General features: G+C 57.8%; 24 protein-coding genes. 19 read left to right on the top strand and 5 right to left on the bottom strand.

Features of this window, described 5'->3' with window-relative positions:
• Positions 1-2 precede the first annotated feature (2 nt).
• The 3 genes from N879_RS12565 to N879_RS12555 form a co-directional block, all read right to left on the bottom strand.
• Positions 3-821 carry an ABC transporter permease gene (locus N879_RS12565; protein WP_021447064.1) on the bottom strand — a complete coding sequence of 273 codons (819 nt, stop codon included), beginning with the start codon at positions 819-821 and terminating at the stop codon, positions 3-5.
• Positions 821-1582 (bottom strand): ABC transporter ATP-binding protein, encoded by a 762-nt coding sequence (locus N879_RS12560; RefSeq protein WP_009462739.1) that lies wholly within the window; start codon positions 1580-1582, stop codon positions 821-823. Before N879_RS12560 ends, N879_RS12565 begins: the two co-directional genes overlap by 1 nt.
• Before the next feature lie 67 nt (positions 1583-1649).
• Positions 1650-2663, bottom strand: a complete 1014-nt coding sequence (locus N879_RS12555; protein WP_009462736.1) for an ABC transporter substrate-binding protein — start codon at positions 2661-2663, stop codon at positions 1650-1652.
• 150 nt (positions 2664-2813) lie between these two features.
• Here N879_RS12555 and N879_RS12550 point away from each other — a divergent pair, with 150 nt between their 5' ends.
• The 19 genes from N879_RS12550 to N879_RS12460 all read left to right on the top strand — a co-directional run bounded on the left by N879_RS12550 (position 2814) and on the right by N879_RS12460 (position 23551).
• Positions 2814-3722, top strand: coding sequence for a LysR substrate-binding domain-containing protein (locus tag N879_RS12550; protein WP_009462734.1), 909 nt, complete (start codon positions 2814-2816; stop codon positions 3720-3722).
• Between the two features lie 253 nt (positions 3723-3975).
• Complete coding sequence (locus N879_RS12545; protein ID WP_009462732.1) at positions 3976-4914, top strand: substrate-binding periplasmic protein; 939 nt, start codon at positions 3976-3978, stop codon at positions 4912-4914.
• Between the two features lie 87 nt (positions 4915-5001).
• Entirely contained in the window at positions 5002-5733 is a 732-nt protein-coding gene (locus N879_RS12540) for an amino acid ABC transporter ATP-binding protein (protein ID WP_009462730.1), read from the top strand.
• 8 nt (positions 5734-5741) lie between these two features.
• Positions 5742-6413, top strand: a complete 672-nt coding sequence (locus N879_RS12535; RefSeq protein ID WP_021447063.1) for an amino acid ABC transporter permease — start codon at positions 5742-5744, stop codon at positions 6411-6413.
• Positions 6414-6425: 12 nt separating this feature from the next.
• A complete protein-coding gene (locus N879_RS12530; protein ID WP_009462726.1) occupies positions 6426-7094 on the top strand; it encodes an amino acid ABC transporter permease in 669 nt (222 codons plus the stop codon).
• Positions 7095-7108: 14 nt separating this feature from the next.
• Entirely contained in the window at positions 7109-8014 is a 906-nt protein-coding gene (locus N879_RS12525) for a dihydrodipicolinate synthase family protein (RefSeq protein ID WP_021447062.1), read from the top strand.
• Positions 8015-9019: 1005 nt separating this feature from the next.
• A complete protein-coding gene (locus tag N879_RS12520) occupies positions 9020-9577 on the top strand; it encodes a methylated-DNA--[protein]-cysteine S-methyltransferase (RefSeq protein ID WP_009462720.1) in 558 nt (185 codons plus the stop codon).
• Between the two features lie 125 nt (positions 9578-9702).
• Positions 9703-11193: an aldehyde dehydrogenase family protein gene (locus N879_RS12515; RefSeq protein WP_021447061.1), complete on the top strand. Its 1491-nt coding sequence runs from the start codon at positions 9703-9705 to the stop codon at positions 11191-11193.
• A 63-nt stretch (positions 11194-11256) separates the two neighbouring features.
• The gene (locus tag N879_RS12510; RefSeq protein WP_021447060.1) at positions 11257-12129 is read left to right on the top strand and encodes a transporter; all 873 of its coding nucleotides are present in this window, start codon (positions 11257-11259) and stop codon (positions 12127-12129) included.
• A 31-nt stretch (positions 12130-12160) separates the two neighbouring features.
• Complete coding sequence (locus N879_RS12505) at positions 12161-13333, top strand: aralkylamine dehydrogenase heavy chain (protein ID WP_009462712.1); 1173 nt, start codon at positions 12161-12163, stop codon at positions 13331-13333.
• Between the two features lies 1 nt (position 13334).
• Positions 13335-13877 carry a MauE/DoxX family redox-associated membrane protein gene (locus tag N879_RS12500; protein ID WP_009462709.1) on the top strand — a complete coding sequence of 181 codons (543 nt, stop codon included), beginning with the start codon at positions 13335-13337 and terminating at the stop codon, positions 13875-13877.
• A 9-nt stretch (positions 13878-13886) separates the two neighbouring features.
• On the top strand, positions 13887-14528 hold the full coding sequence (mauD, locus tag N879_RS12495; RefSeq protein ID WP_009462707.1) for a methylamine dehydrogenase accessory protein MauD: 642 nt from the start codon (positions 13887-13889) through the stop codon (positions 14526-14528).
• Positions 14512-15060 carry an aralkylamine dehydrogenase light chain gene (locus N879_RS12490; protein WP_021447059.1) on the top strand — a complete coding sequence of 183 codons (549 nt, stop codon included), beginning with the start codon at positions 14512-14514 and terminating at the stop codon, positions 15058-15060. The genes mauD and N879_RS12490 overlap by 17 nt, the downstream gene beginning before the upstream one ends.
• 139 nt (positions 15061-15199) lie before the next feature.
• Positions 15200-15700 (top strand): hypothetical protein, encoded by a 501-nt coding sequence (locus N879_RS12485; RefSeq protein ID WP_021447058.1) that lies wholly within the window; start codon positions 15200-15202, stop codon positions 15698-15700.
• A gap of 110 nt (positions 15701-15810) precedes the next feature.
• A complete protein-coding gene (locus tag N879_RS12480; RefSeq protein WP_230940616.1) occupies positions 15811-16767 on the top strand; it encodes a helix-turn-helix domain-containing protein in 957 nt (318 codons plus the stop codon).
• A gap of 115 nt (positions 16768-16882) precedes the next feature.
• The gene (locus N879_RS12475; protein ID WP_009462701.1) at positions 16883-17686 is read left to right on the top strand and encodes a hypothetical protein; all 804 of its coding nucleotides are present in this window, start codon (positions 16883-16885) and stop codon (positions 17684-17686) included.
• A 31-nt stretch (positions 17687-17717) separates the two neighbouring features.
• Entirely contained in the window at positions 17718-18794 is a 1077-nt protein-coding gene (hemE, locus tag N879_RS12470) for a uroporphyrinogen decarboxylase (RefSeq protein WP_009462699.1), read from the top strand.
• A gap of 285 nt (positions 18795-19079) precedes the next feature.
• Positions 19080-21173: a primosomal protein N' gene (locus tag N879_RS12465; protein ID WP_009462697.1), complete on the top strand. Its 2094-nt coding sequence runs from the start codon at positions 19080-19082 to the stop codon at positions 21171-21173.
• A gap of 302 nt (positions 21174-21475) precedes the next feature.
• Complete coding sequence (locus tag N879_RS12460; RefSeq protein ID WP_009462695.1) at positions 21476-23551, top strand: UvrD-helicase domain-containing protein; 2076 nt, start codon at positions 21476-21478, stop codon at positions 23549-23551.
• 329 nt (positions 23552-23880) lie between these two features.
• Here N879_RS12460 and N879_RS12455 read toward each other — a convergent pair whose 3' ends face one another.
• Positions 23881-24117, bottom strand: coding sequence for a hypothetical protein (locus N879_RS12455; protein WP_022983381.1), 237 nt, complete (start codon positions 24115-24117; stop codon positions 23881-23883).
• 711 nt (positions 24118-24828) lie between these two features.
• Complete coding sequence (locus N879_RS12450) at positions 24829-26301, bottom strand: glutamate synthase subunit beta (RefSeq protein ID WP_009462691.1); 1473 nt, start codon at positions 26299-26301, stop codon at positions 24829-24831.
• Positions 26302-26320 lie beyond the last annotated feature (19 nt).

The raw sequence follows: 26320 nt of genomic DNA, 5'->3' as shown, positions 1-26320 counted from the left end.
GATCAGCTCCGATTGTCCTTGATTGCCCAAGGGAACAGGATGCGTTCGGCGGCAGAAATCACCTGGAAGAACACAATGCCCAGCACGGACAAGATCGCCATGGCGCCGAAGGCAACCGGTGTCTTGAAGAAGGCTGTAGAGGTGGTGATCAAGTAGCCCAGACCTTGGTCAGCGGCTACAAATTCACCGACTACAGCACCCACCACGGACAAGGTGATGGCCACTTTCAGGCCCGAGAAAATAAAGGGCACGGCAAAGGGCAGGCGAATGCGGAAAAACTCTTGCAAGCGGGTGGCGCGGCAGGCACGGACCAGCTCGATCAGCTCGGGCGGGGCCGCCAGCAGGCCGGAGGTCATGGAGATCACCAGCGGGAAGAAGGCCACCAGAAAAGTCACCACGACGCGTGGCAGCTCAGTGGGTCCAAAGATAATGACCAGAATCGGAGCCAGGGCCACCTTGGGGATGGACTGGGTCAGGATCAGCAGCGGGTAGATGGCCTGCTCGAAAAAGCGCGAGTAGGTAATCAGCACGGCCAGCGGAAAGCTGATCACAATCGACAGCAAAAAGCCCAGCATGATGGTGCGCGTGGACACCAGCGTGTGCATCAGCATGGCCTCTTTCATTTGCATGGAATCGGCCCAGATGCGCGAGGGGGCAGGCACCAGGTATTCAGGGATATCAAACAGGCGGCTGGCCAGCTCCCACAGGATGACCACGGCAATCAGGGTGATGGCCGGGACGGTAATTTCATTGAAATCGCGCAGGCGCAGTCGTCGCTTGCGCACGGGCGCGGCGCCCAGGGTTTGAGTTTGCTCGCTCATCAAGCCACCTCGTGTTGGAAAATGAGTTCACGGACGGCAGCGGCACAGCGCGTAAATTCGGGCGTGCCCACCAGAGAAAAGTCGCGTTCGCGGGGCAGGTTTACATCCAGAATTTCGGTAATCTGGCCGGGGCGCGGCGACATCACCACAATGCGGTGACCCAGCATGACGGCTTCGGAAATCGAGTGCGTCACAAACACAATGGTTTTGGGGTCTTCGTACCAAAGCCGCAGCAGTTCCAGCGTCATGGTTTCGCGGGTCAGCGCGTCCAGGGCGCCGAACGGCTCATCCATCAGCACCACTTTGGGGTTGTGAACCAGTGCGCGGCAAATGGCTACGCGTTGCTGCATGCCGCCCGACAATTGCTTGGGGTGGTGGTGCAGAAAATTGCCCAGCCCGGCGGTAGTGAGCAGACGCGTGGCGCGGCTGCGGGCCTGATCGTCCAGACGACCCATGATGCTCGATGGCAAGAGGGTGTTGTCCAGAATATTGGCCCACGGCACCAGCGTCGGGGCCTGGAACACGATGCCGGTGTCCTGGCGGGGGTGGGCAACGATTTCATCATCAATGCTGACGGTGCCGGTGGTGGGCATCAGCAAGCCGGCGATCAGGCGTAGCAGCGTGGATTTCCCACAGCCCGAAGCGCCGACAATGGCAATGATTTCGTTGTCCTGGATGTCCAGATTGATTTGTTTCAGTGCCTGAGTCTCTCGCTCGGTATTACGACCGTAGATCAGGTTGACGTCTTGAATGCGTATCACAATGCGCTCCTAGGCGCGCGCCGGCCCGCCTGGGCCAAGCCGGAGCACGCGCGAAAATCAGTTCAGCTCAGGGCTTGGCCGTGCCGTTGGCCTTGACGATGAACTGGGTGTCGTAGGCTTGGTGATAGTCCCAGGCGGGATCCAGGCTTTGGGCTTCTGCAACGGCCTCGTAGGTGTTTTTCATGCGGCCTTCTTCCAGGCTGCCTACTCCGTGCTCGGCACTGAAATCGGTGTAGATGTAGCCCAGCACCGCGTTCAGGTTGCCCATGCAGTCATCAAGGTCGATTTCCGGATTGGCCTTTACGTGGGCCTGACAAGCCGTGTCCGGGTCCTTGCGGGCGGCTTCCCAGGCTTCGATGGTGGCGTCCAGGAAGTTCTGCACCATTTGTGGGCGCTCGGTCAGTGTCTTGTCGGTGGCGAATACGGACAGGGCGTAGATGTTGAAGCCCTGGTCGCTAAAGGGCAGCACCACGATTTCCTTGCCAAAACGCTTGGCCTGCTTGTTCTGGTAGTAGTAGTTGGTGGCCAGGAAAGGAGCGGCGTCCACTTTGCCGTTGATCAGCAGCGGTGCCATGGAGGAGCCGTCAACGGTCACCCACTGAATCTTGTCGGGATCGGTGTTGGCCTTGCGCGCCACCATGGGGAAGTAAAGCTTGTGGCTGTTACCGGGCGAGACGGCAATTTTCTTGCCTTCCAGGCCGGAGAAATCGGTAATACCCGAGTCTTTGCGCACAAACAGGGAATGGGCCGAGTGCGAGAAGGTGGAAGCAATGGCCTTGATGGGAGTCTGGCTGTTCTGACGCGAGGTCAGAATGGCGGAAATATCGGCCAAGCCAATATCGGCCGCGCCGCCAGCCACTTTCAGAACTGTGTCACCCGAACCGGTGCCACGGGTAATCTTCAGGTTGATGCCGTGTTTCTCGTAAATCCCGTTGGCAATGCCGGAGTAATACGGGGCATAGTCGCCGGTGGGGATGAAGTCCAGCATGAGATGAACGTTGTCAGCGGCGTGGGCGGCGGGCGCAGCGGCGGCCAGTCCCAAGCCCAGCACCGCCAGGGTGCGAGCAAGCAGGGTTTGCATGATTTTGTCTCCGTGTCGTAGTTATGAAGCCGCTCTGTAAGCCCGTTGCGATCAAGGCGCGCCGGGATGGCAGCTTGAAAAAATTGAAACATAGGCAAATCAAAATGTCTTATGCTTATTTGTGCTCGAAACATAAGGCTACGTTAAGGGATGCTGCTCAATCTTCGTCAAATCGAGGTTTTTCGCGCGATCATGCTGACCGGTTCCATCAGCAAGGCGGCGCAATTGCTGAACGTGTCGCAACCGGCCATCAGCCGCCTGCTGTCCTATACCGAATCGCGTATTGGTCTGGTGCTGTTCGAGCGCATCAAGGGGCGTCTGTACCCCACGCCCGAGGCGCGTCGGCTCTATCAGGAGGTGGAGCAGGTTCATAACAGCGTGCAGCGGGTAAACGAGGTGGCCACCGACCTGATCGAAAAGCGCCACGGCAGCTTGCACATTGCCGTCAGCCCCAGTCTGGGCCAGACCTTGATCCCCATGGCGGTGACGCGTTTTCGCCAGGCATTCCCGGACGTGAAGGTGTATGTGCGCACGCTGATTTCCAGTGATCTGGTACAGGCTTTGGTCACCCAGCAGGCCGAGGTCGGTGTGGCTATCGTGCCGCTGACACATCCCAGCTTGCATGCCCAATCCATTTACGAAAACCATCTGGTGGCGGTGTTGCCAGCCAGCCATCCTCTGGCCGACAAGCAGGAGCTGGATGCCAGCGATCTGGAAGGACTGGACCTGATTGGTTATGGCAATGACACTCCTTATGGCCAGATGGTGCAGCAGTTATTTGGTAACCGTCCTGGTGTGCCGCAACTGGCGGTGGAGGTGCGTTTGACGCATATTGCCTGTGCCATGGTGCAGGCTGGAGCCGGGATTGCAATTGTGGACGAGCTGGCCGTGGCAGGCCGGGTCTGGCCGGATGTGGTGGTACGCCCCATTAATCCGCGCACCACCATGCCTTTGCACATGCTGCATTCCAATGTGGTACCGGTGTCGCAATTGGCGCACGACTTCATGGAAGTGGTGATTTCCACAGCCTCCCGAGGCATGCGGGCAGGCTGGGCCTGAGTGATTCATCCATAAATACATCGTCCCCCCACGCTGCGCTTTTGCTTGGCGGCCTCTCCAGGGGGGGACTTACCCTTATCACGGGAAGCTGTCGGGAAATGTGCGTGTTCGCGTATTGCGCCGCGTATAAGGGGTAGGGGTATTTTCTTAACCCTGTGTTATGAAGAGTTAATAAAAAAGCATATGACATCAAGGTTTTGCCAATCCTAGAATTAAAGCACTACAAACAGAAAATGGATGGCAAGGAGACCTTATGCAAGGCGTATACACAATCGCCCCGTTGGCTGCGGCTGTATCCCGCAAAAACACCCTGTCCCGCTGGGGACGTGTCAGCAGCAAAGCTGGCTTGATGCTGGCCACATTGGCTGCCGGCGTGGCCTTGAGCCTGCCCGCTCATGCGGTCAACCCCAATCAGGGCAAGATGTTCAAGGTGGCTGCAGACGTGGGCCTGGTTCCGTTTTTCATGCGCGGCACCGATGGCAAGCTGGATGGCTTTTCCAATGATCTGACCCAGGAAGTGGCCCGACGCATGGGTTACGAGGGGGCGGAGGTCATCGACACCCCGTTTTCCGCTATTTTTGCGGGCTTGTTTTCCAGTCGTTACGACATGGTGGCGGCTCCCACCAACACCACACGTGAACGTGCGGAGCAAATGCTGTTTGCCGAGCCGTATATGGCGGGCGGCCTGAGCTTTCTGGCTAAAAAGGGCGCGACCGTCAATGCACTGGAAGACCTGAAAGGCAAGACCATTGCCGTCAATAACGGCAGCTTCTCGGACCGTTGGTTGCAGGACAATCAGGAAAAATACGGCTACAAGATCCAGCGCTTCAACAAGAACACGGATGCCGTGCAGGCCGTGGCTATTGGTCGCGCCTTTGCCAATATGTCCGAGACTCCTTTGGCACGCTATATCGCCACCCAGACCCCCGCACTGGCCCCGGTCTACGACATGACCACCGAGGCTAACTACGCCTTTGCCTTCCGCAAGGACGACATGGCCCTGCGTAATCGCGTGGATGAAGTGCTGGAATGCATGAAGCAGGACGGCTCCCTGTCCAAGCTGCATGTGAAGTGGTTCGGTACGGAACCCAATGCTGGTACGGCCATGACGGTGATTTTCCCCGGCTATGGCGTGCCCGACTTCCCTGGCTACGAGCCCACCGAGCACACCCCCGACTGCTCCCGTCCTTAAAAGCGCCTTCGCGCTGTTTCTCTAGCTATATGGCCCTGCAGGGGCCGGTCCCCGCCTGCCCGACTGGCAGGCGGTCAAGGAGCGACCATGAGTGAAATTGTCCGCATCCAGGGCTTGCGCAAATCGTTTGGGCAGGCCGAAATTCTTAAAGGCATAGACCTGAGCGTCAACACCGGCGAAGTTGTCGTGATGATTGGCGGCTCGGGCTCGGGCAAAAGTACCTGTCTGCGCTGCATCAACCGTCTGGAAACCCCGACCAGCGGCACGATTGTGGTGGCTGGCAGTGATGTGACCTGTCCGCGCACCGACCTGAACCAGGTGCGCCAGAACATAGGCATGGTGTTTCAGGGCATACACCTGTACCCGCATATGACGGCGCTAGGCAATGTGATGCTGGCGCTGCGCAAGGTGAAAAAAGTGCCCAAGGCGCAGGCCGAAGAGCAGGCCCGCCATCATCTGGAACAGGTGGGTCTGGCCCAGCGTATCGAACACTATCCCAGCCAGTTGTCCGGCGGCCAGCAGCAGCGGGTGGGCATTGCCCGCGCGCTGGCGCTGGAGCCCAAAGTCATGCTGTTTGACGAGCCTACCTCGGGTCTGGACCCGGAGCTGGTCGGTGAAGTGCTGAACGTGATGAAACGCACCCGCGATGCGGGCATGACCATGGTGATTGTTACGCACGAAATGCAGTTTGCCCGCGAAGTAGGGGACCGCATTGTGTTCATGGACCAGGGCGTGATTCTGGACCAGGGCAGCCCTGATGAAATTCTGTGTAAGCCGCGTCACAAGCGTATTCAGGATTTTCTGAGCCGCATGAACTGAGGTCGGCCATGGATCAGATTGTTTATTACTTCTTTAACTGGACGCTGATCAGCCCCCATCTGCCCGAGATCATGCAGGGCTTTTGGGTCACGCTGCAAATGGCTGTGATGACCGTGATTCTGGGCACCGTCCTGGGTCTGGGTCTGGCCGTGTTGCGTTGCTACGGCTGGCGTCCCGTCAATATCTTGATGACCTTGTATGTGGACGTGTTCCGTGCGATTCCGCAGCTGGTCATTATTGTGCTGGTGTTCTTCGCTTTGCCGTCCCTGGGGATTGTGATTGAGCCCGTACCCGCCACGGTGCTGGCCTTGAGCCTGGTGTTGTCTGCCTTTGCAGAAGAAATCTTCTGGTCTGGCATTGCTTCAGTGCCTACGGGGCAGTGGGAAGCGGGCCGCTCCACCGGCATGGGTTTCAGTCAGACGCTGTTTGCCATCATCCTGCCGCAAGCCGTGCGCCTGGCGATTCCACCACTGACCAATCGCGCCATCGGGATTACCAAAGGCACCACCTTGGGCTCGGTCATTGCCGTGCCTGAACTGCTCAATGTTTCCAGCAATATCCAGTCCAACATCGCCAACCCCACCGCCTTTACGGCCGGGGCCATTTTGTTCTGCCTGATTTTCTTCCCCTTCGTTCATCTGACGAGGGTGCTGGAACGGCGCTATGCGATCAAGTCGTAGGAGTGACGCGCTATGGAACTGATCGATACTTTTCTGAACCCGAAGATTCTTGCCGCCAGTTGGCCCTTGCTGCTTCAGGGCTTGTGGCTGACCGTCAAGCTCTCGGTGATCATCGTGCCGCTGGCTGCCTTGCTGGGTCTGGTGATCGCTTGCCTGCATTATCAGCAACATCGCTGGCTGAACCGCCTGATTCTGCTGTACGTGGATTTTTTCCGTGCCTTCCCGCCTTTGGTGCTGCTGATCTTCATTTACTACGGCCTGCCTTTTTTGGGCCTGCCCTTGAATGAGTTTTCCGCCACGGTGCTGGCGCTGGTTTTGAACAGCAGTGGTTACTTCGCGGAGATTTTCCGTGCCGGGTTGGAGTCGGTGTCCCCCGGACAGAACGAGGCGGCGCGCTCCACGGGTTTGAACGCCCGTCAGGCCATGGCCTATGTGGTTGTGCCCCAAGGTGTGCGCAATGTAATTCCGGATCTGGCCAGTAACACGCTGGAAGCCATCAAGCAGACCTCGATTGCTTCGGCCGTGGCCTTGCCTGAACTGCTGCGTTCGGCCCAGATCGTGCAGGGCGAGACCTATAGCCAGACGCCTCTGGTGGCCGCTGCGCTGATTTACTTCATTCTTCTCTGGCCCTTGGTACGCATGATTTCGCGTATGCAAAAGCCATTTGTTATTCCACGTTGAGCCTAAGCGTAATTATGAAAAATAAAGGTGTCTTTTCCATTTGCCCCACTCCCTTCAAACCGGGTGGCGAGCTGGATTTGCAAAGCCTGGTCAGTCTGGTGAATTTCCAGCTGGAAGCCGGTATTCACGGCTTGGCGATTTTGGGGGTGATGGGTGAACTGCACAAGCTCAGTACCTTTGAGCGTCGGCGTGTCATTGAAACCGTCGTGGCGGCAGTGCGCGGTGCGGTGCCGGTCTGGGTGGGGGTGCGGGCCATGGGAACGGCGGCGGCGGTGGAGCAGGCTCGCAGCGCTGAAGATCTGGGGGCCGATGCGATTTTTGTCGCTCCCTTGGCGGGGGCGGATGACGATATGCAGGTGTCCTTTTACCGCCAGATTGTGCAGGCTATTCGTTTGCCGGTGGTCATTCACGACTTCCCGGAACTGTTCGCCGCCCGCATCAGTCCGGCCTTGGCTGTGCGTTTGAAGGCAGAGGCGGGTGTGTCCATTCTGAATTCCGAAGACCCTCCCGTGGGACAGAAGATTACCGCTGTGCGGGGTCTGTCTGGCGATGCCTTGCCGATCTTGAGTGGCCTGGGTGGCATGCATTTTCTGGAAGAGCTGCAACGGGGGGCCGATGGCGTGGTCACCGGCTTCTCCTTCCCGGAGATTCTGCTCAAGGTCTATGCCTTGCACCGTCAGGGCGAACAGGAGGAAGCCGCCCGTGTGTTTGACCGTTATTGTTCGCTGATTCGTTACGAGTTTCAGCCTTTGGTGGCGCTGGCCTTGCGCAAGTATTCCTATATGCGCCGTGGCATCATCGCCTGCGATGCGACGCGTGATCCGGCGACGGCTCTGGACCATATCAGCCGGGACGAGTTTGAGGCTGTGGTGCGCCGTGTGGGTCTGGACTTGTCTGCAACGGGTGTGCAAACCGTTTAAACCTTGCTGTTCTTGAGTAACTGCTGCATTTGTTGGATTTGCCGGGTAAATAACGTCTGGGGGGCCCCGGCGTTATTTAGCCGGTTTTTTTGCTTGCGCTTCTTTCTTCTTCTTCTTCTTCTTCTTCTTCTTCGGTTTCCTGAGCGTTGGGGAGTGGCGCTGTTTGTGTGCAGAGCAGAAGGTTTGTGAGACAAGGAGCGCAGAGAGCCTGTATGTTTAGATAGTGCTTCGTGAAAACGCCGGTCTGGGCCGGGGGCCGTCCTCCGGGCTTGGCTCCTTGCCGGTGCTGCGCACCGGTGCCCTGGTCAGGCTTGCTATTCGGGCGCGCCCTGAACTCGCGAAAGTGCCTTGTCCCCCGGACAAGGCACAAGCATTTCGCTCAAACAGCAGGACGCTTGGACCCCGAATAGCAAGCCTGCCTGCGGCAAGAAGCCTGAATCGCCCAGAGGACGGCCCCCGGCCCAGATCGGCTCACAATGACTATCAATATGAGACTTTCGTCCTTTTTGGGCCTGGCGGTATGTAGCCCTTTGGGCTGCTGTAGCGGCGTGAGGAACTTGAGGGAGCGAGGTTTGCGTGTTGGTCGTCGCTCTCAATAGTTAGCGGTGGGTGTGGGGGGACGCAAAAATAGGAGCCAAGCACTAACTATTGAGAGCCAGGCACTTCATGGGAGCATGAACCTTGCGCAGGATATCCCGCTCAACAAAATGTTGTGCGTAATCGGGAGCTTGTCGTGCGTCTTTGACGCCAAAGCCAATGCGCTTGCCAAGGTGATTGTTGTTGTCTCAGTCTCTTGTTCTTTTAGGTTTTCTTGCTCACTCAGGCGCTTTTATAGGCGCATAAGGAGTTGGTACAAGGACGAGAGGTGCTGCGGCCAGGCGGCTTTGGGTTGAAAAGCCTTTGACCAGGAGCTGGCCTCTAGCCTGCCTGGGTGCTGCCAGAGTTTTTGAAGTGGCTGGAGTCGCGCAGTATGATCAGACATTCTGCCCTTGGATCGGGATTGCCATGTTTGCCTATGTCGGGCTGCGTACTGCCTGCTTTGATACGCCTTTAGGGGCGATGCGTCTGCTGGTGGACGCTCAAGGAGCCTTGCTGCGTCTGGACTTCGAGGAAGAGACCGTACATGGTCTGACACCCGAGCAACTGGCCGGGCTGATCCCGGAACCTGCTTTGGCCGAGCCCGTGCAGACTCAACTGGACGCGTATTTTGCCGGCAAGCTGCAGCAGTTTGATCTGCCTTTCAGCCTGCAAGGGACAGAGTTTCAGCAACAGGTCTGGCAGGCCTTGCTGACTATTCCCTATGGTCAGACCTGGACCTATGGCCAGATGGCCGAACATCTGGGCCGTCCCAAGGCGGTCCGTGCTGTGGGCCAGGCCTGCGGCCTCAATCCCATCAGCATTATCGTGCCGTGTCACCGCGTGCAAGGCGCCAATGGCATGTTGACCGGCTTTAGCTCCGGCTTGCATCGCAAAGCCAGCCTGCTGGACTTTGAACGCCGTGTGCATTTGACGGGCACGGGCGACATCCAGGCCAGCATGCCCGCCCAGCTGGATTTGTTCTAAAGCAGGACAGGGCTCACTCCGTACCCAAATCAACAAGCCTCCGTGCACAGAATCACAAGTCCGGGCTTGTCCTCGTCCCTATACTGGATTCGTTAAGAATCAACTATTCCGTGTGGAGACAGACTATGGGGCAGGACGTACAAGCCGAGCGCAAGGCGATTCGCGAACACATGATTATTGACGGCAAACCCGTCACTGAATCTCAAGGGCCCACGATTCCCGTCTACGATCCCGCAACGGGACAAGTGATTGCGCACCAGCCCGAGGCCGGTGCTCAAGGCGTGGATCTGGCCGTGCGTGCTGCGCGCCAGGCTCTGGAGCAGGGCGAATGGGCTCAGATGTTGCCCGCTCAGCGCGAGCGCCTCTTGTTGCGTTTGGCTGATTTGATTGAATCCCACGCGGATGAGCTGGCTCGTCTGGAAACCCTGAACAACGGCAAGCTGCTGTTCTTCTCCTACGGTCTGGAAGTGGCGGCCAGCGCACAATGGCTGCGCTACATGGCTGGCTGGGCCACCAAGATGAATGGCGAATTGCTCTCGCCTTCCATCGGCTTTCCTCCCGGCGTGAAATACCACGCTTACACCCGCCAGGAACCGGTGGGTGTCGTGGGCGCTATCGTGCCCTGGAACTTCCCGTTGCTGATGGCGGTGTGGAAGATTGCGCCTGCCATGGCCGCCGGTTGCACCGTGGTTCTGAAGCCTGCTGAAGAGACACCGCTGACCGCCATTCGTCTGGCCGAACTGGCTCTGGAAGCCGGTTTCCCCGCCGGTGTGATCAACGTGATCACGGGTCGTGGCGAAAGCACTGGTGCGGCTTTGACGGCTCACCCTGGCGTGAACAAGATCTCCTTTACCGGCTCCACGGAAGTGGGCAAGTTGATCGGTCATCAGGCCGTCAATGACATGAAGCGCATGTCTCTGGAGCTGGGCGGCAAATCCCCCGTGGTCATCATGGACGATTGCGATGTGGACATGGCCATTCAAGGTGCGGCCAACGCCATCTTCTTTAACCAGGGCCAGGTATGTACTGCCGGCTCGCGTCTGTTCGTGCAAAAAGGCATTTACGAGCGCGTGGTGCAGGGCGTAGCCGATCTGGCTTCTTCCATGACTCTGGGCTCGGGCTTTGAGCAGTCCACCCAGATTGCTCCGCTGATTTCCGCCCGTCATCAGCAGCGCGTGCAGAACTACATTGATGTGGGCCGCCAGCAAGGCGGTCGCATGTTGGCAGGCGAGGGTGCTCGCCCCGAGCAGGGCTACTTTGTACGTCCTACCGTGTTTGCCGACGTCGCTCCCGATGCTCGCATCATGCGTGAAGAAATCTTTGGTCCCGTGGTGGTCGCGACCCCGTTTGATACCGAGGCGCAGGCACTGCAGTTGGCCAACGATACAGACTTTGGCCTGGGTGCCAGCGTCTGGAGTCAGGATCTGGCCCGCGTCCAGCGTTTGACTGCTGGCATCAAGGCCGGAACCGTGTGGGTCAACACCCACAACATGCTGGACCCCAGCATGCCCTTTGGTGGCTACAAGCAGTCCGGCCTGGGTCGGGAGCACGGGCGCGCTGCGGTAGAGGCTTACCTGGAGACCAAATCGGTCTGCATGGCCTACCCGGCAGCCTAGCTAGGGATAAAGGCGCGAACACAATAACGATACCGTTCGCGCCTCTTTGAGGAGACAACAATAATGTATGCAATTTTGCAGCGGACCGCTCTGGCCTTGGCCTTGAGCGGCGTCAGTGCCGGTGCCGCCCTTGCGGGCGACCCCAGTGCGCGGGACTGGATTCCTGCTCCGGTAGGGACCGACATCCTGGCGGTCTACATGATGGGGCTGAAGTCTCACGGTTTTTATGATCAGGGTTCACGAATTGGCGACAGCCCCAAGTTGAATGTGCAAGGCATGATTTATCGTCAGATGCACTTTCGCGAACTGGCCGGCAAGACGGTGCAGTACGAGCTGATCGTGCCCGGTTTTCGTAACACGCTGGATGTTCCAGGGCAAGACCGGGATCGCATGACCGGGATTGGTGATGTGACTGCCGGTGCGGCCGTGTGGCTGCACAACGATCCGGAAAACCGTTTTTGGTTTGCGTGGGAGCCCTTCATTACCTTGCCCACTGGTCGTTACCACGGCTCGCAGGCCGATGTGTCTTCCGGCAAGAATCGCTGGAGCACGATCCAGGACTTTGCGATTGTGAAAGGCTTTGGGGAGTCCTCCTTTGTGGAAGGCGTGGCGGAGTTCGAGTTCTTTGGCAACAACAAGAACTACTACGGCCAGACCCTGAAAAAAGACACGGCAATCCGCCTGATGGCCCTGGTTTCAACCAACCTGACTGAAAAGACTTATGTGGGTATGCGCTACCGCTACGAGACAGGTGGCCGTGAGCGGGTCAATGGCCAGACCACGGCGACGCGTGCACGTAACCACCAGTTGGCCGCCGAGATCACCCACCAGTTGACCGACGCTCACCAGGTGCAATTGCAGTACATCCATGATTTGAAAGTCGAGAATGGCCCGCGCATGCGCGGCCTGCAATTCCGTTATGCCTATGCGTTCTGACAGCGTGGACGCCCATGAGGAGAGACATCCAATGAAGTCTAAATTTAAATTAACGACCGCCGCCGCCATGTTGGGGCTGATGGTACTGGCCGGTGGCGCGCAGGCCCAGGACAAGCCGCGCGAAGTCCTGACAGGTGGTCACAGTGTGTCTGCCCCGCAGGAAAACCGTATCTATGTCATGGACTCGGTGTTCATGCACCTGACCGAAAGCCGTGTGCACGTTTATGACTACACCAACGGCAAGTTCCTGGGCATGGTACCCACCGCCTTCAACGGCCACGTGCAGGTGTCCAACGACGGCAAGAAAATCTACACCATGACCACCTATCACGAGCGCATTACGCGTGGAAAGCGCTCGGATGTAGTGGAAGTGTGGGATGCCGACAAGCTGACCTTCGAGAAGGAGATTTCCCTGCCACCCAAGCGTGTGCAAGGTCTGAACTATGACGGTCTGTTCCGTCAGACGACGGACGGCAAGTTCATCGTGCTGCAAAACGCCTCGCCAGCGACCTCGATCGGGATCGTGGACGTGGCCAAGGGTGATTATGTGGAAGACGTCACAGCTGCCGCCGGTTGCTGGAGCGTAATCCCCCAGCCCAATCGCCCCCGCAGCTTCATGACCATTTGTGGTGATGGTGGCCTGTTGACCATCAATCTGGGCGAAGACGGCAAGGTCGCCAGCCAGTCGCGCAGCAAGCAGATGTTCTCCGTGAAGGACGATCCGATCTTTATCGCTCCGGCTCTGGATAAGGACAAGGCTCACTTCGTGTCCTACTACGGCAATGTCTACAGTGCGGATTTCAGCGGTGACGAGGTCAAGGTAGATGGCCCCTGGTCCCTGCTGAACGACGAGGACAAGGCCAAGAACTGGGTGCCCGGTGGCTACAACCTGGTGGGTCTGCATCGTGCCAGCGGTCGCATGTATGTGTTCATGCATCCCGATGGCAAAGAGGGCACTCACAAGTTCCCCGCAGCCGAGATCTGGGTCATGGACACCAAGACCAAGCAGCGTGTAGCCCGCATTCCAGGGCGTGATGCCTTGTCCATGACCATTGATCAGCAACGCAATCTGATGCTGACCCTGGACGGTGGCAATGTGAACGTCTATGACATCAGCCAGCCTGAACCCAAGTTGCTGCGCACCATTGAAGGCGCCGCAGAAGCATCCTTGCAAGTTCAGTTCCACCCAGTTGGGGGTGTCTGATATGGACCCGGTCCTGACCTACGCCAGCCTGGCTTGCTTGGCCGTGCTGATGGGACTGGGGGCGCTGGATAAACTGCGTCACTTCAGCCTGTTCGAGGCAGCCGTTGGCGGTTATCGATTGTTGCCGGAAGTGTTGTTACGACCGTTCAGTGTGCTGTTTGTCGCTGCCGAGGCCTTGAGTGCGCCTTTGCTGCTGTGGCCAGCCAGCCGTTCGCTGGGGGCGGTTCTGGCCCTGTGCGTCCTGCTGGTCGCCACCAGTGGCATTGTGATGAACCTGCTGCGTGGCCGCCGCGATGTGGATTGCGGCTGCTCCGGGCTGGGGGAATCCTCCGGTGGTCTGTCCTGGTGGCTGGTGGCTCGCAATGCCTTGCTGGCTGCGCTGGCCGTGGCCAGCGGTGACTGGGCCATCAGCAGCGCCCGTGAACTGGTCTGGGTGGACGGTTTGACCTTCTTTGGTGCCACCTTGGCCTTGCTGGGCCTGTACTATGCGGCCAACCAGCTGATCGAATCCCATCTGAAATTCCAGAAAATGCAGAATTCTTAGGAGACCTAAATGACCGCTTTAATGATTTCCAACGTCATTTTATGGGTAATCGTACTGGCCCTGGTGCTGGTTGTACTTGCCCTGTCGCGCCAGATTGGCGTGTTGTACGAACGGGTAGCCCCCATGGGCGCCCTGACTATGGATAAAGGCCCGCAGGTGGGTGATGCCGCTCCCGTCATGGAATTGCAGGACCTGCGCGGTCGTGCCGTTACCGTGGGCGTGGCTGGTCCGCGTAGCCAGTTGATTTTCTTCATGTCGCCTACCTGCCCGGTGTGCAAGAAGCTCTTGCCCATTCTGAAGTCCATTCAGGGCTCGGAAGGTCAGTGGGTAGATATTGTGCTGGCCAGTGATGGCGAGATGCCTGAGCATCTGGCTTTCTACCAGAAAGCACAACTGGACGCTTTCCCTTACGTCCTGTCCACACAGCTGGGCATGGGCTTTCAGATCAGCAAACTGCCTTACGCCGTCCTGATCGACGAGAACGGTGTGGTGCGCGGCAAGGGTCTGGTCAATTCGCGTGAACAGCTGGAAAGCCTGTTTACCGCCAAAGACCTGGGCGTGGCCTCGGCGCAAGAATACTTGGCCGGTGACTCGGGCATGAAGCAAGTGCAGGTATCACGAAAGGAGAACGTCAATGCGTTGGCTGGATAAATTTGGGGAGAGCCTCTCCCGTTCTGTGGCCCACAAGACTTCGCGTCGCAGCGTGCTGCGCTCGGTGGGAAAATTAATGGTCGGTTCGGCCTTTGTGTTGCCTGTATTGCCGGTGGCTCGCGCCGCCGGTGGTGGTGGCAGCAGCAGTGGTGCCGATCACATCAGTCTGAATCCCGATCTGGCGAATGAAGACGAAGTGAACTCCTGCGACTACTGGCGTCATTGTGCGGTGGACGGGTTCCTGTGCTCTTGCTGCGGTGGCACGACCACCACCTGCCCTCCGGGCTCGACGCCTTCGCCCATCTCGTGGATTGGCACTTGCCACAACCCGCATGATGGCAAGGACTACCTGATCAGCTACCACGACTGCTGCGGCAAGACCGCTTGCGGCCGCTGCCAGTGCAACACGCAGACCCGTGAGCGTCCTGGTTACGAGTTCTTCCTGCACAATGACGTGAACTGGTGCATGGCGAACGAGAACAGCACCTTCCATTGCACGACATCGGTACTGGTTGGCTTGGCTAAAAACTAAAAAAGGGCCCGTCGGGCTGCCAGTCATGCGGGAAGAACGGTCCTTGGGACGCCAGTTCTTTCCTGCATAGGCAGCCCCAGGGTTTGAACAAGGTGCCGGGCGGCCAGGATGGCGTTCGGTCACTTAAGGAGGCATCACTGTGTGGACATCTTTGCGCCTGGCCTGTTTGGGCGCCGTACTCCTGGCGTTTACGCCTTGGGCCCATGCCCAAGAAGAGATGGCCGGAACGGGCGATTACCTGCAAAGTTCGCAGGCTTTCAAAGACTATATGCTGCAATGCGCAGGTTGCCATCGCTACGATGGCCAGGGCCTGACGCATCGGGGCATCCCCAATTTCAACCAGTCCATTGGCTTGTTTACACGCCTGCCAGCTGGACGGGACTATATGATTCGAGTGCCCGGTGCCTCGCAGTCGCAACTGGATAATGCCGATCTGGCTCGTGTGCTGAACTGGATTGTGGCCAAGTTCAGCCCGGAAGAAATGACACCCGATTACCGACCCTTTACCTCGGCCGAGGTAGGGGCATCGCGCCGGCATCGTTTTGATGATGTACTCAAGGCGCGTACGGAGCTAACCGTCAAGATGAACAGTATGGGTCTGGAGCCTGCGCCCTACCTGTACGGCTCCATGGATCGCTGATACAGCGGGTTAACGACCGTAGACGCTTGAATTTTTTAGGGCTATAAGAAAGGGGGCATATTCTGCCCCTTACCCCGATCAATTGCGTTGGCCGAAAGGGCACTCAGGCAATGTCTATGTTATTGCGCACTCCCTCTGCTTCTTTCAAGAGCCTGGCTGCTTGGCAGGAAGTGGTGTGCGCGTACTTTGTGCCCTTGGAAGTTCAGCCGGATTCTCGCCGTGGTTTCTCCAACCGGGCGGCAACCGATCGCATGGGTTCGGTCGATGTCATGGAACTGTGTACCAGCGCGCAGCGCGTGCGTCGTACCCAGGCCTTGGCCAGCCGATCCGAGCAGGCGCTGTACAAGGTCACCTTGCAGATCAGTGGCAGTAGTCAGATTCAGCAGGATAATCGCAGTGGCATCTTGCACGCCGGGGAGTGGGGCATTTATGACACCACCCGCCCTTACGAAGTGGCCGTGCAGGATCAATCCCATTTTCTGGTCTTGCAGTTCGAGGAAGAGCGTTTGCTGCCTTGGTTGCCCTGGCTAAGCGATGCGGTGGCCCGCTCGTTCTCCGCCACGACAGGTCCGGCCCGAATTGCCATGGATATGCTGCGTTTGGGTTTGCAGGAGCGCGGGCACTTGTCGCCCTCGGCCTTGAGCGAACTGTCCCAGACCGTGATTCGCATGATGGCTCTGAGCCTGGCCGATGGTCGCCCGGTGACGACCGAGTCCGCCCTGGACGAAGTGCGGCGCGGGCAGCTGCTGCAAATTCAGCAATACGTGCAGGATCATCTGGGTGATACCGGTTTGAATGCCCAGTCCCTGGCGCTGCAGTTTCGCATTTCACGCCGTTATCTCTACAAGCTGTTCGAGCTGTGCGGGCAAGCGCCTGCCGATTACATCATGGCCGCCCGCCTGGAGCGCGCCTGTCAATTGTTGGTGGACGGCAAACCCGGTCGGCAGATCAGTGAGCTGGCCTGGCAAATGGGCTTTTCCGACGCGGCCGTGTTCAGCCACGCCTTCCGGCGACGCTATGGCGTATCGCCCAGCGAATGGCGTCGCAGCCGTATTTGCGGCGATTAAGTACAGCTACGTAGACGCAACTCCGACTTATCGCAGACGGGTCGGATTTCTATCCTAGAGGCTCATGATTATGGGGCGGCCGGTGTGGTTCGCCCGGCTTCTCAAGGACAGTCTTATGCGTCTACACCTCGATTGTGCGTTGCTGCACACCCAGCCATCGTGGGCTCAGAATTTACAGGCCATCGTCCCGCCTTGCGAGCGCTTGCAGCTGCATGTTCTGCAGGCGCCACCACCGCCCCATCCCGATCAGGAGTATTTGTTTTTGCGCAGCGCATCGGCCTTGCTGCTACGTTTTGATGCCTGTCTGATTCCCATCGAAGCGGCCACCCTGATTCACGTGCGTCGAGCCTTGTCGGTGGCCCAAGGTCATTTGCCAGTGCCGGTCTTTGGTTTGCTGCGGGGTGCCATCAAGGCCGCGGCCCTGACAGACCTGCTGGAACTGGGTCTGGCAGACTACGTGCGCGAGCCTTTATGCCTGGACGATTTGCGCGCCCGCATCAATCGTCAGCGTTTACAGACCTCTTCCCACGCTTTGAATGAACCGGGGCTGTCGGGTCGGATACACTATAGGGTGCAGGAAAACCAGGATCTGGTCCTGCACCCCGGCCCAACGGAGCAGCGCCTGTCGCAAACGATCTTGCAACAGGAGGGGACAACGCTGGAAGCCTATGCCGCTGCGGTAGCCTCGCGCTACGCCAGCAGCCAGGAATCTTTCAAAGTTGCCAAGGGACGGATAGTGGCCCGCTTCGAGCAGGCTTATATCCACGCCGCCCTTGATCGCCATAGCGGCAATATCGCCATGGCGGCCCGCTCCGCGCAAAAGCACCGGCGTGCTTTCTGGGCACTGATGCGCAAACACCATATCGATGCAGCACGCTTTCGATCCGCGTCAAACCCAGACGACGAACACGATGGTTAAAATTAACAGGCATTTTTCAATAGGGATTGCCGTGTCTTTACCTCAATTAAAAAACGATGTTTTCCTGCGCTCGCTGTTGCGCGAACCTGTGCCTTACACCCCCATCTGGCTGATGCGTCAGGCCGGGCGTTATTTGCCTGAATACAATGCCACCCGTGCCCAGGCTGGCTCCTTCATGCAATTGGCTCAGAATCCCGAATTTGCGTGCGAAGTAACCTTGCAGCCCTTGCGTCGTTTCGATCTGGATGCCGCCATTCTGTTCTCGGACATCCTGACCGTGCCACACGCCATGGGCCTGGGTCTGGATTTCGTCGCTGGTGAAGGCCCGCGTTTTGCCCGTCCTGTACGCAACGAAGCCGACGTCATGGCGCTGGAAGCGCCGGACATGTCCAAGTTGCAATACGTGTTTGATGCCGTTTCGCTGATCCGCAAGGAACTGGACGGCAAAGTACCGCTGATCGGCTTTGCCGGCAGCCCCTGGACCATTGCCTGCTACATGGTGGAAGGCCAGGGCTCGGACGACTACCGTCTGGTGAAAAGCATGATGTATCAGCGTCCGGACCTGATGCACCGCATGCTGGAAATCAATGCCCAAACCACCTGCGAATACCTGAACAATCAGATCCGTGCTGGTGCACAGGCTGTGATGCTGTTCGACAGCTGGGGTGGTGTGTTGTCCGACTCCCTGTTCCAGGAATTCTCCCTGGCCTACACCCGTAAAGTGGTTGATGGCCTGATTCGCGAGCATGACGGCAAGCGCGTCCCTGTCATCGTCTTTACCAAGGGCGGCGGCATGTGGCTGGAAGATATTGCTGGCTGTGGCGCTGATGCCATGGGTGTGGACTGGACGGTGAACCTGTCCCGTGCGCGCGCTCGTATTGGTGACAAACTAGCCTTGCAAGGCAATCTGGACCCCATGACCATGTTCGGTGGCGAAGAAGCCATCCGCCGTGAAGCCCGTCGCGTTATTGACGACTTTGGCCCTGTGGGTCAGGGCGGTCACGTGTTCAACTTCGGTCACGGTATTTCGCGTTTCACAGACCCGGAAGCCGTGGGCATTCTGGTCGACGAAGTGCACTCCTACAGCCGTCGACACCACAGCGTTTGATAGTCTTTGCGTACGGGCTGTCGCAGCTTGTGCGCAAAGTTATGCACACAGACAGAGCTGGGTTTGAGGTCTTTATATTTAAGGTTTAATTTCAATACCCAGTTTTAATTAGTTGATTTCTCTGCGTTTTATCCTTATTTCAGAGATATTGAAAATTAAATTGTATCTGTGCTTGCTTCTTTGTATTTTTTGTTCATGTCATTTTCCCCAAAGTTATCCACAGGTCGCTAAGCTCTTGACTTATCAGGCTTTCAGCCAGGCCAGCCCTTTTTTGAACCACCATCCATGACCGCCACTCCTGACGCTATTTCTGCATCGGCAAGCACCGGACCTTTCTGGCTGCATGTGGCTTTGGACGTTCCCCTGGATGGGGTGTTTGATTATCAGCACCACGAACCCGTCCTGATCGGACAGCGGGTCATTGTGCATTTTGGGCGGCGGCAGATGATAGGCGTGGTGGTGGCTTTGCCGGAGCAACCTTCCTACCCGCCCGAGCAGGTCAAAGCGATTGATCAGCTGCTGGATGACTTGCCGCCTTTCCCGCAGGACTGGTTGCGGATGGCGCGCTTTGCGTCTACCTATTACCACCGTCCGCTGGGCGAGGTCATGATGCCGTCCTTGCCAGGGCCTTTGCGCAAACCCTCTGCCTATCTGGGCAAGCGTTCCGCTGGTGGTCCGGTATTGCGCATGGCCAAGCGCAAGGAAAAGAAGGTGGAGCCGGTGGACAGCGACGTCCTGCCCGTGCTCAATGCCGAACAGCAGGCTGCGGTAGATGGCATTGTGGCGGCCAAACCCGGTAGCTGCATGTTGCTGCATGGCGTAACGGGTAGCGGGAAAACCGAAGTCTATATGCGGGTGCTGGAACAGGTGCTGGCCGCCGGTCGGCAAGTCTTGTTCATGGTGCCCGAAATCAATCTGACACCTCAGTTCGAGCAGGTCTTGCGTGCTCGTTTGGCGCGCGTCTTGCCCGGCGATGTGCTGGCTGTCTTGCATAGTGGTCTTTCCGAAGGTGAACGGTTGCGCTCCTGGTTGCGCGTCAACAGTGGTCAGGCGCGCATTTTGTTGGGAACACGGCTGTCCATTTTTACCCCCATGCCCGAGCTGGGCCTGATTATTGTGGACGAGGAGCACGACGCTTCTTACAAGCAGCAAGATGGCTTGCGTTACTCCGCTCGGGATCTGGCTGTGTGGCGTGGCTACGATCTGAAAGTGCCAGTGGTGCTGGGTTCAGCCACCCCTTCGCTGGAAAGCTGGAATCATGCTCGACAAGGGCGCTATAGCCTGTTGAGCCTGCCCAAGCGTGCGCGAGAGGTTTCCTTGCCGCGAGTGCGTCTGGTCGATACCCGCCATTTGCGCCTGGAGTCGGGTTTTTCTCCTCAGTTGCTGGATGCGCTGGAAGCGTGTCTGGACCGTGGCGAGCAGTCGCTGGTGTTTATCAACCGGCGTGGCTACGCGCCTGTGCTGCATTGCGCCTCTTGCGGCTGGCTGTCTCAATGTCCGCGTTGCACGGTGTACACCGTGCTGCACCGGCAAAATGGCTTCAAGCACAATTTGCAGTGCCACCATTGCGGTTATCAGGCCCCCGTGCCGCGTGCTTGCCCGGATTGCGGCGATCAGGACTTGCAGCCTATGGGGCGTGGCACTCAACGTATTGAAGAGTTTCTGGGCGAGCGTTTTCCCAATGCCCGCCTGGTGCGTATCGACGCGGACAGTACCCGCTTGAAGGGCAGCGCGCAGCAATTGTTCGAGCAGGTGCATGCGGGCGAAGTGGACATCATGGTGGGCACCCAGATGGTGGCCAAAGGTCATGACTTCACCCGCTTGAGCGTCGTCGGTGTGCTCAATGCCGATGCTACCTTGTTCGCCCATGATTTCCGCGCGCCCGAGCGTCTGTTTGCTCAACTGATGCAGGTAGCAGGCCGGGCCGGTCGCCATACCGAAGGAGCGGATGTCATCATCCAGACGGGCTACCCGGAGCAGGCCGTTTATCAAAGCCTGATCAAGCACGATTACATAGGCTTTGCTCAAAGCGCCTTGAACGAGCGCGAGTCCGTGGGCTTGCCGCCTTTTGCCTATCAGGTGCTTCTGTCTGCCGAAGCGCCGCAATTGGCAGATGCCATTCGCTTGTTGACCCAGGCGCGCCGTTTGCCTGAAGAATATCCGAATGAATTTCCGGGCGCGGATCAGGTTTTCCTGTACGATCCCGTGCCCTTACGTGTGTTGCGCGTTGCCAAAGTGGAGCGTGCCCAGTTGCTGTTGGAAAGCGCCCATCGTCCGGCCTTGCAAGCCTTTGTGCGCTATTGGGGGCCACAGGTCGCGCAGTTGGCCAAGCAGCATAAAGTGCGCATTACGATTGAGGTCGATCCCCTCGAGATTTAAGATTCTCCAGGCTCATGTATATGCAGGACGGTAGGAGCATCTTCAGTACATCAGGGTGTATCCTTGTGCGCTATGCAGCTATGCAGCTATGAGCCAATAGCCATGAAGCTGTGGAGCGATGGCTGTAGGGTGATGATTGCTCTGCCGTTGCCATGCCGCTGTACCTCGCTGCTGCTGTGTCTCTGTGTCAGCCTTTCGCTTGTCATCAAACCGTACTCGGCCTGGCTGGGATGTCACTTTTAGTTCTGCACGTTGTTTGGCGTTGAACCTCGTTTTCTTGCCTAGTATTCACTGATTCCACCATGTCCACCTCCGTAACTACTCCAGGCCATACTGTCCCCACCGACCTGAACGCCATGCAGCGTCAGGCCGTGTTGTATATGGATGGGCCTTGCCTGGTGCTGGCCGGAGCGGGCAGTGGCAAGACACGGGTGATCACACAGAAAATCGCTTATCTGCTGCGTGAGTGTGGGTACACGGGCCGGCAAGTGGTCGCGCTGACTTTTACCAATAAAGCGGCGCGTGAAATGAATGAGCGGATTCGCGCCCTGGTAGATCCCAAGCTGTTGCGAGGGCTGACCGTCAGCACCTTTCACTCTCTGGGCTTGCGCATGTTGCGTGAGGAAGCACAGCACGTGGGTTTGAAGCCGCGCTTTTCCATTCTGGATTCCAACGATGCGCTGGCAATTATTCAGGAACTGCTGGCTACCACGGATAAAGGCCGCCTGAAGTCCGTTCAGCAGGAAATCTCCTTATGGAAAAACGCCTTGATGGGGCCGGACGATGCGGAGCGTGCTGCAAACTCGCCCAGCCAGATCGAGGCGGCTCGTATTTACCGCGACTACGCCGCCACCTTGATTGCCTATCAGTCGGTGGACTTTGATGATCTGATCCGCCTGCCTGCGCAGTTGATGGAAGACAATCAGGAAGTACGCGAGCGCTGGCAGCGTCGGGTGCAGTATCTGCTGGTGGACGAGTATCAGGACACTAACCTCTGTCAGTATCGGCTGGTGCGTTCTCTGACGGGGCAGCGCAATATGTTCACCGTAGTGGGGGACGACGATCAGGCCATTTACGCCTGGCGTGGCGCTACCGTGGAGAATCTGGCGCAGCTTCCCAAGGATTATCCGGACCTGAAAGTCGTGAAGCTGGAGCAGAACTATCGTTCGGTGCAGCGCATCTTGCAGGCTGCCAATAATGTTATTGGCAATAATCCCGTCGTGTTCGGTAAAAAGCTCTGGTCTGACCTGGGTTTTGGTGAGCCTATCCAGGTCCACGTGACGGACGACGAGCAGAACGAGGCCGATTCAGTGGCCATGCGTATCTCGGCAGAGCGCTTCGAGCGTCAGGCCGAGTGGCGAGATTTTGCGGTGCTGTACCGTGGAAACCATCAGGCCCGTATCTTTGAGCAGGCGCTGCGCAATCTGCGCATTCCCTACACCATTTCGGGTGGGCAGAGTTTCTTTGACAAGGCCGAGATTCGCGACATCCTGTCTTACTTGCGAGTCGTTGCGAACGACGATGATGATCCGGCTTTCATCCGCGCAGCGACGACACCCAGGCGCGGAATTGGGCAGGCTACCTTGCAGGTGCTGGGTCAGTTTGCGGCGGAACAAAAGCTGTCTTTGTATTCCGCCGTCTCGCAAATCGCTCTGACGGATCGCTTACCGGAAAGGCAGTTGGAGCCTTTAAGTGTCTTTGCGCAGTTTATTGGCCGTATCCAGCAAAGAGCGGACCGGGTAGAGAGCGATCAGGAAGGACACGAGACGGCCGTCAGCGAATTGCTGGACGAGCTGCTGCGGGCGATTGATTACGAGCGCTATCTCTACGATATGTTCGACGAGCGACCCGCGCAGACTCGTTGGGAAAACGTATTGGAGTTGATTACCTGGCTGAAGTCCAAAGCGGCAGACGATCAACTGAGTTTGAATGACTTGGTGCAGCGAGTTGCCCTGATCACCATGCTGGAACGCGGTGAGGATGAAGACCCGGATGCGGTCAAATTGTCCACGCTTCATGCTTCCAAGGGGCTGGAGTATCCGCATGTGTTCCTGGTGGGGGTGGAAGAGGGGCTGCTGCCGCACATTGGGCGCGATGACGAAGATATAGACCCGGATAAAGAAGCCGATATTCTGGCCCAGCGCATTCAGGAAGAGCGGCGTCTGATGTACGTGGGTATTACGCGTGCGCAGCGCAGTTTGCGCTTGAGCTGGTGCAAGAAGCGCAGACGCGCACGTGAGAATCTGGTGCGTGAGCGATCGCGCTTTATTGATGAGATGAAGATTGAAGACCCTGGTGCCCAGGAAGATCCGGCGCAGGCGGCTTTAAGTCCCAAGCAGCGGCTGGATATGCTGAAGAACTTGTTGAACAAGTCTTGAGCAGTGCTTCTTGATCAAGGACGATTTCGTGTTGGGCCTATGTTTTGTGAGGCACCGTCGTTCTGCAGGCCAGCTTTTGCTGGCCTTTTTCATTTTCTGCGGCGCTGGAGGAAACGCTCTCCGTGCCTGGGCTTGTCTTGATCTTGGGGCTGGGGAGACGCGTGGTGAGGTGCTGGCGCCCAATGAGCCAAGGTCCCGGGCGGTGGATGAAAGTGTGCCGCTGGAAAGGCCGTATTAGCAAACGCAGAAAAAACAAAAGCCTGCTAAATCAGCAGGCTTTTCAACATCAAGCGGTGTTTTGCTTGAGCGTTACGACGGTGATGCGTGGCTTACCAGTAGCTGGCCGACATGCGGGAATCGCGGATGCGGGCTTCGTTCAAGGCACGGGTCAGTTCGACCATGTACTTGAACACCACGTTTGCGGCTTTGGAAACTTGTTTGGCCGCTGCTTTGGTCAGTGCAGTTAAAGACACGGATTCACCATTTTCCAGGGCATGCTGCATTACCCCACGCTCAACAGCATCACTCCAGTGAATGTAGTGCGAGTAAGTGGTCATGGTAGACATTTGCTTTCCCTTTAAGGTGAAGGTCTAAGTTACGAGTCCTCATTATAGGGTTTTCCCTAGTCTAAAAGCAAGGGTAAACCCTAGTGATTGGATTAGCCTGTGGTTTTTAAGGGAAAACCCTAGGGTTATTTGGAAAGGGAAATTAAATCAAAGGCTTATGGGGGTGGGGCTTGCAGGGTTTTGCGGGTTTTAGGTGGGGAGTGGAGTCCTTGCGGCAGCCCTTGCTGGCTTGAGGCTGGGTCGGAGCGGAAGCTTGCCGGTGCTGCGCACCGGTGCCCTTGTCTGGGGCTGTTGTAGGGCGCACCTTGAACTCGTTCAGTGGTTTGTCCCCCGGACAAACCACAAGCGTTGAACTCAAACAGCAAGGTGCTTGCATCCCTACAACAGCCCCAGACGGCGGCAAGCCCCCTGAATGCTCCAACCCAGCCTCAAGCCAGCAAGGGCTTCAGAATGGTGGCAACCAACAGCCAACAGCCGACAACCCACAACTAATCGCTCTGGCTGCTTCTTGCTGCAATCCGTTGCCAGGCAAATAAAGCTGGCAGATATGGATGACAGGCTCGTAGGCAGCAGGCAGCAGGCAGCGAGCCGCAAACAACAAATAAGAACCCGCGAAGTCAGGGGGCCTGGAAGTGATCTCGCTCGCTTGAAGACAAACAGCCAGCCGTTTATCGCGGCTGGCTGTTTGCTTACTGGTACTGCCAAGAAGACTTAGCGGGGAAGTGTTGAACTCCCCATCAAGAACTCGTCTACGGAACGGGCACATTGGCGGCCTTCGCGGATGGCCCAGACTATCAGGGACTGGCCGCGTCGCATGTCTCCGGCGGCGAAGACTTTGGCTCGGCTGGTTTGGTAGTCATCCGTGTTGGCGGCGACGTTGCCGCGCTGGTCGGCTTCTACGGCGAAGGCGTCCAGCACTTGGCGTACGGGAGCGGTGAAGCCCATGGCCAGCAGGACCAGGTCGGCGGGGAAGGTCATTTCGGAACCGGCGATGGGCGTCATGCTCATGCGGCCTGTCGCGGGATCGGTTTTCCATTCCACCCGAACGGCGCGCAGTTCTTTGACTTGGCCGTTCTTGCCTTCCAGCTCTACGGTGTTGATCGCCCAGTCACGCTCGCAGCCTTCTTCGTGCGAGGACGAGGTGCGCAGCTTCATGGGCCAGTAGGGCCAGGTCAGCTCCGTGTTTTCCTGCTCGGGCGGGCGGGGCATCAGTTCGAATTGGGTGACCGATTTTGCGCCTTGGCGTGTGCTGGTGCCCACGCAGTCCGAGCCGGTATCACCGCCGCCAATCACTACGACATGCTTGCCTTGAGCGCTGATGGCGGGAGCGCCTCGCGAACCGGCAACTTGCTGGTTCTGGATGCGCAAAAAGTCCATGGCGGGATGTACACCTTGCAGTTGGCTGCCGGGGGCGTCCAGCAGGCGTGGTGTTTCGGAGCCGCCTGCCAGGATGATGGCGTCGAACTGTTGCTCAAGATCGGTAGGGGACAGCACGGTCAGCCCCGGTTCCTGGGCGGCTTGGTCTTGTGCTTGGCCAATATAGGTAGAGGGGAAAAACTGCACGCCCTCGGCCTGCATCTGGGCGATACGGCGATCCAGCAAGTGTTTGTCCAGCTTGAAGTCGGGGATGCCGTAGCGCATCAGGCCACCAATGCGGTCGCTTTTCTCGTACACGGTGACCTCGTGGCCGACGCGTGCCAATTGCTGGGCGCTGGCCAATCCGGCAGGGCCGGAGCCAATGACGGCCACGCGTTTGCCAGTTTTGTGGGTAGGTACTTGTGGTTCAACCCAACCTTCTGCCCAGCCTTTGTCGATGATGGCGTGCTCAATGGATTTGATACCCACGGGCGCACGGTCAATGTTCAAGGTACAGGCTGCCTCGCAAGGAGCGGGGCAGATGCGGCCGGTAATTTCCGGAAAGTTATTGGTGGAGTGCAGCACGTCCAGCGCCTCTTTCCACTGCTGGCGGTAAACCAGATCATTCCAGTCGGGAATGATGTTATTGACCGGGCAGCCGTTGTGGCAGAAAGGGATGCCGCAATCCATGCAGCGGGCGGCCTGCTGGCCTGCCTGCTCGTCGTTCAATACCTGGACAAATTCTTTCCAGTGCTTGACCCGCTTTAAAGGAGCTTCTACGGCTTCTTGCAGACGTTGAAACTCAAGAAATCCAGTCGTCTTTCCCATGATGTGTCGTTTCCTGATG

It is taken from the genome of Alcaligenes sp. EGD-AK7, assembly GCF_000465875.3.
In the GTDB taxonomy this organism is placed as follows: domain Bacteria; phylum Pseudomonadota; class Gammaproteobacteria; order Burkholderiales; family Burkholderiaceae_B; genus Alcaligenes; species Alcaligenes phenolicus.
Note: the sequence above shows the minus strand (reverse complement) of the source record. Positions and strands in the feature narration are given on the sequence as shown.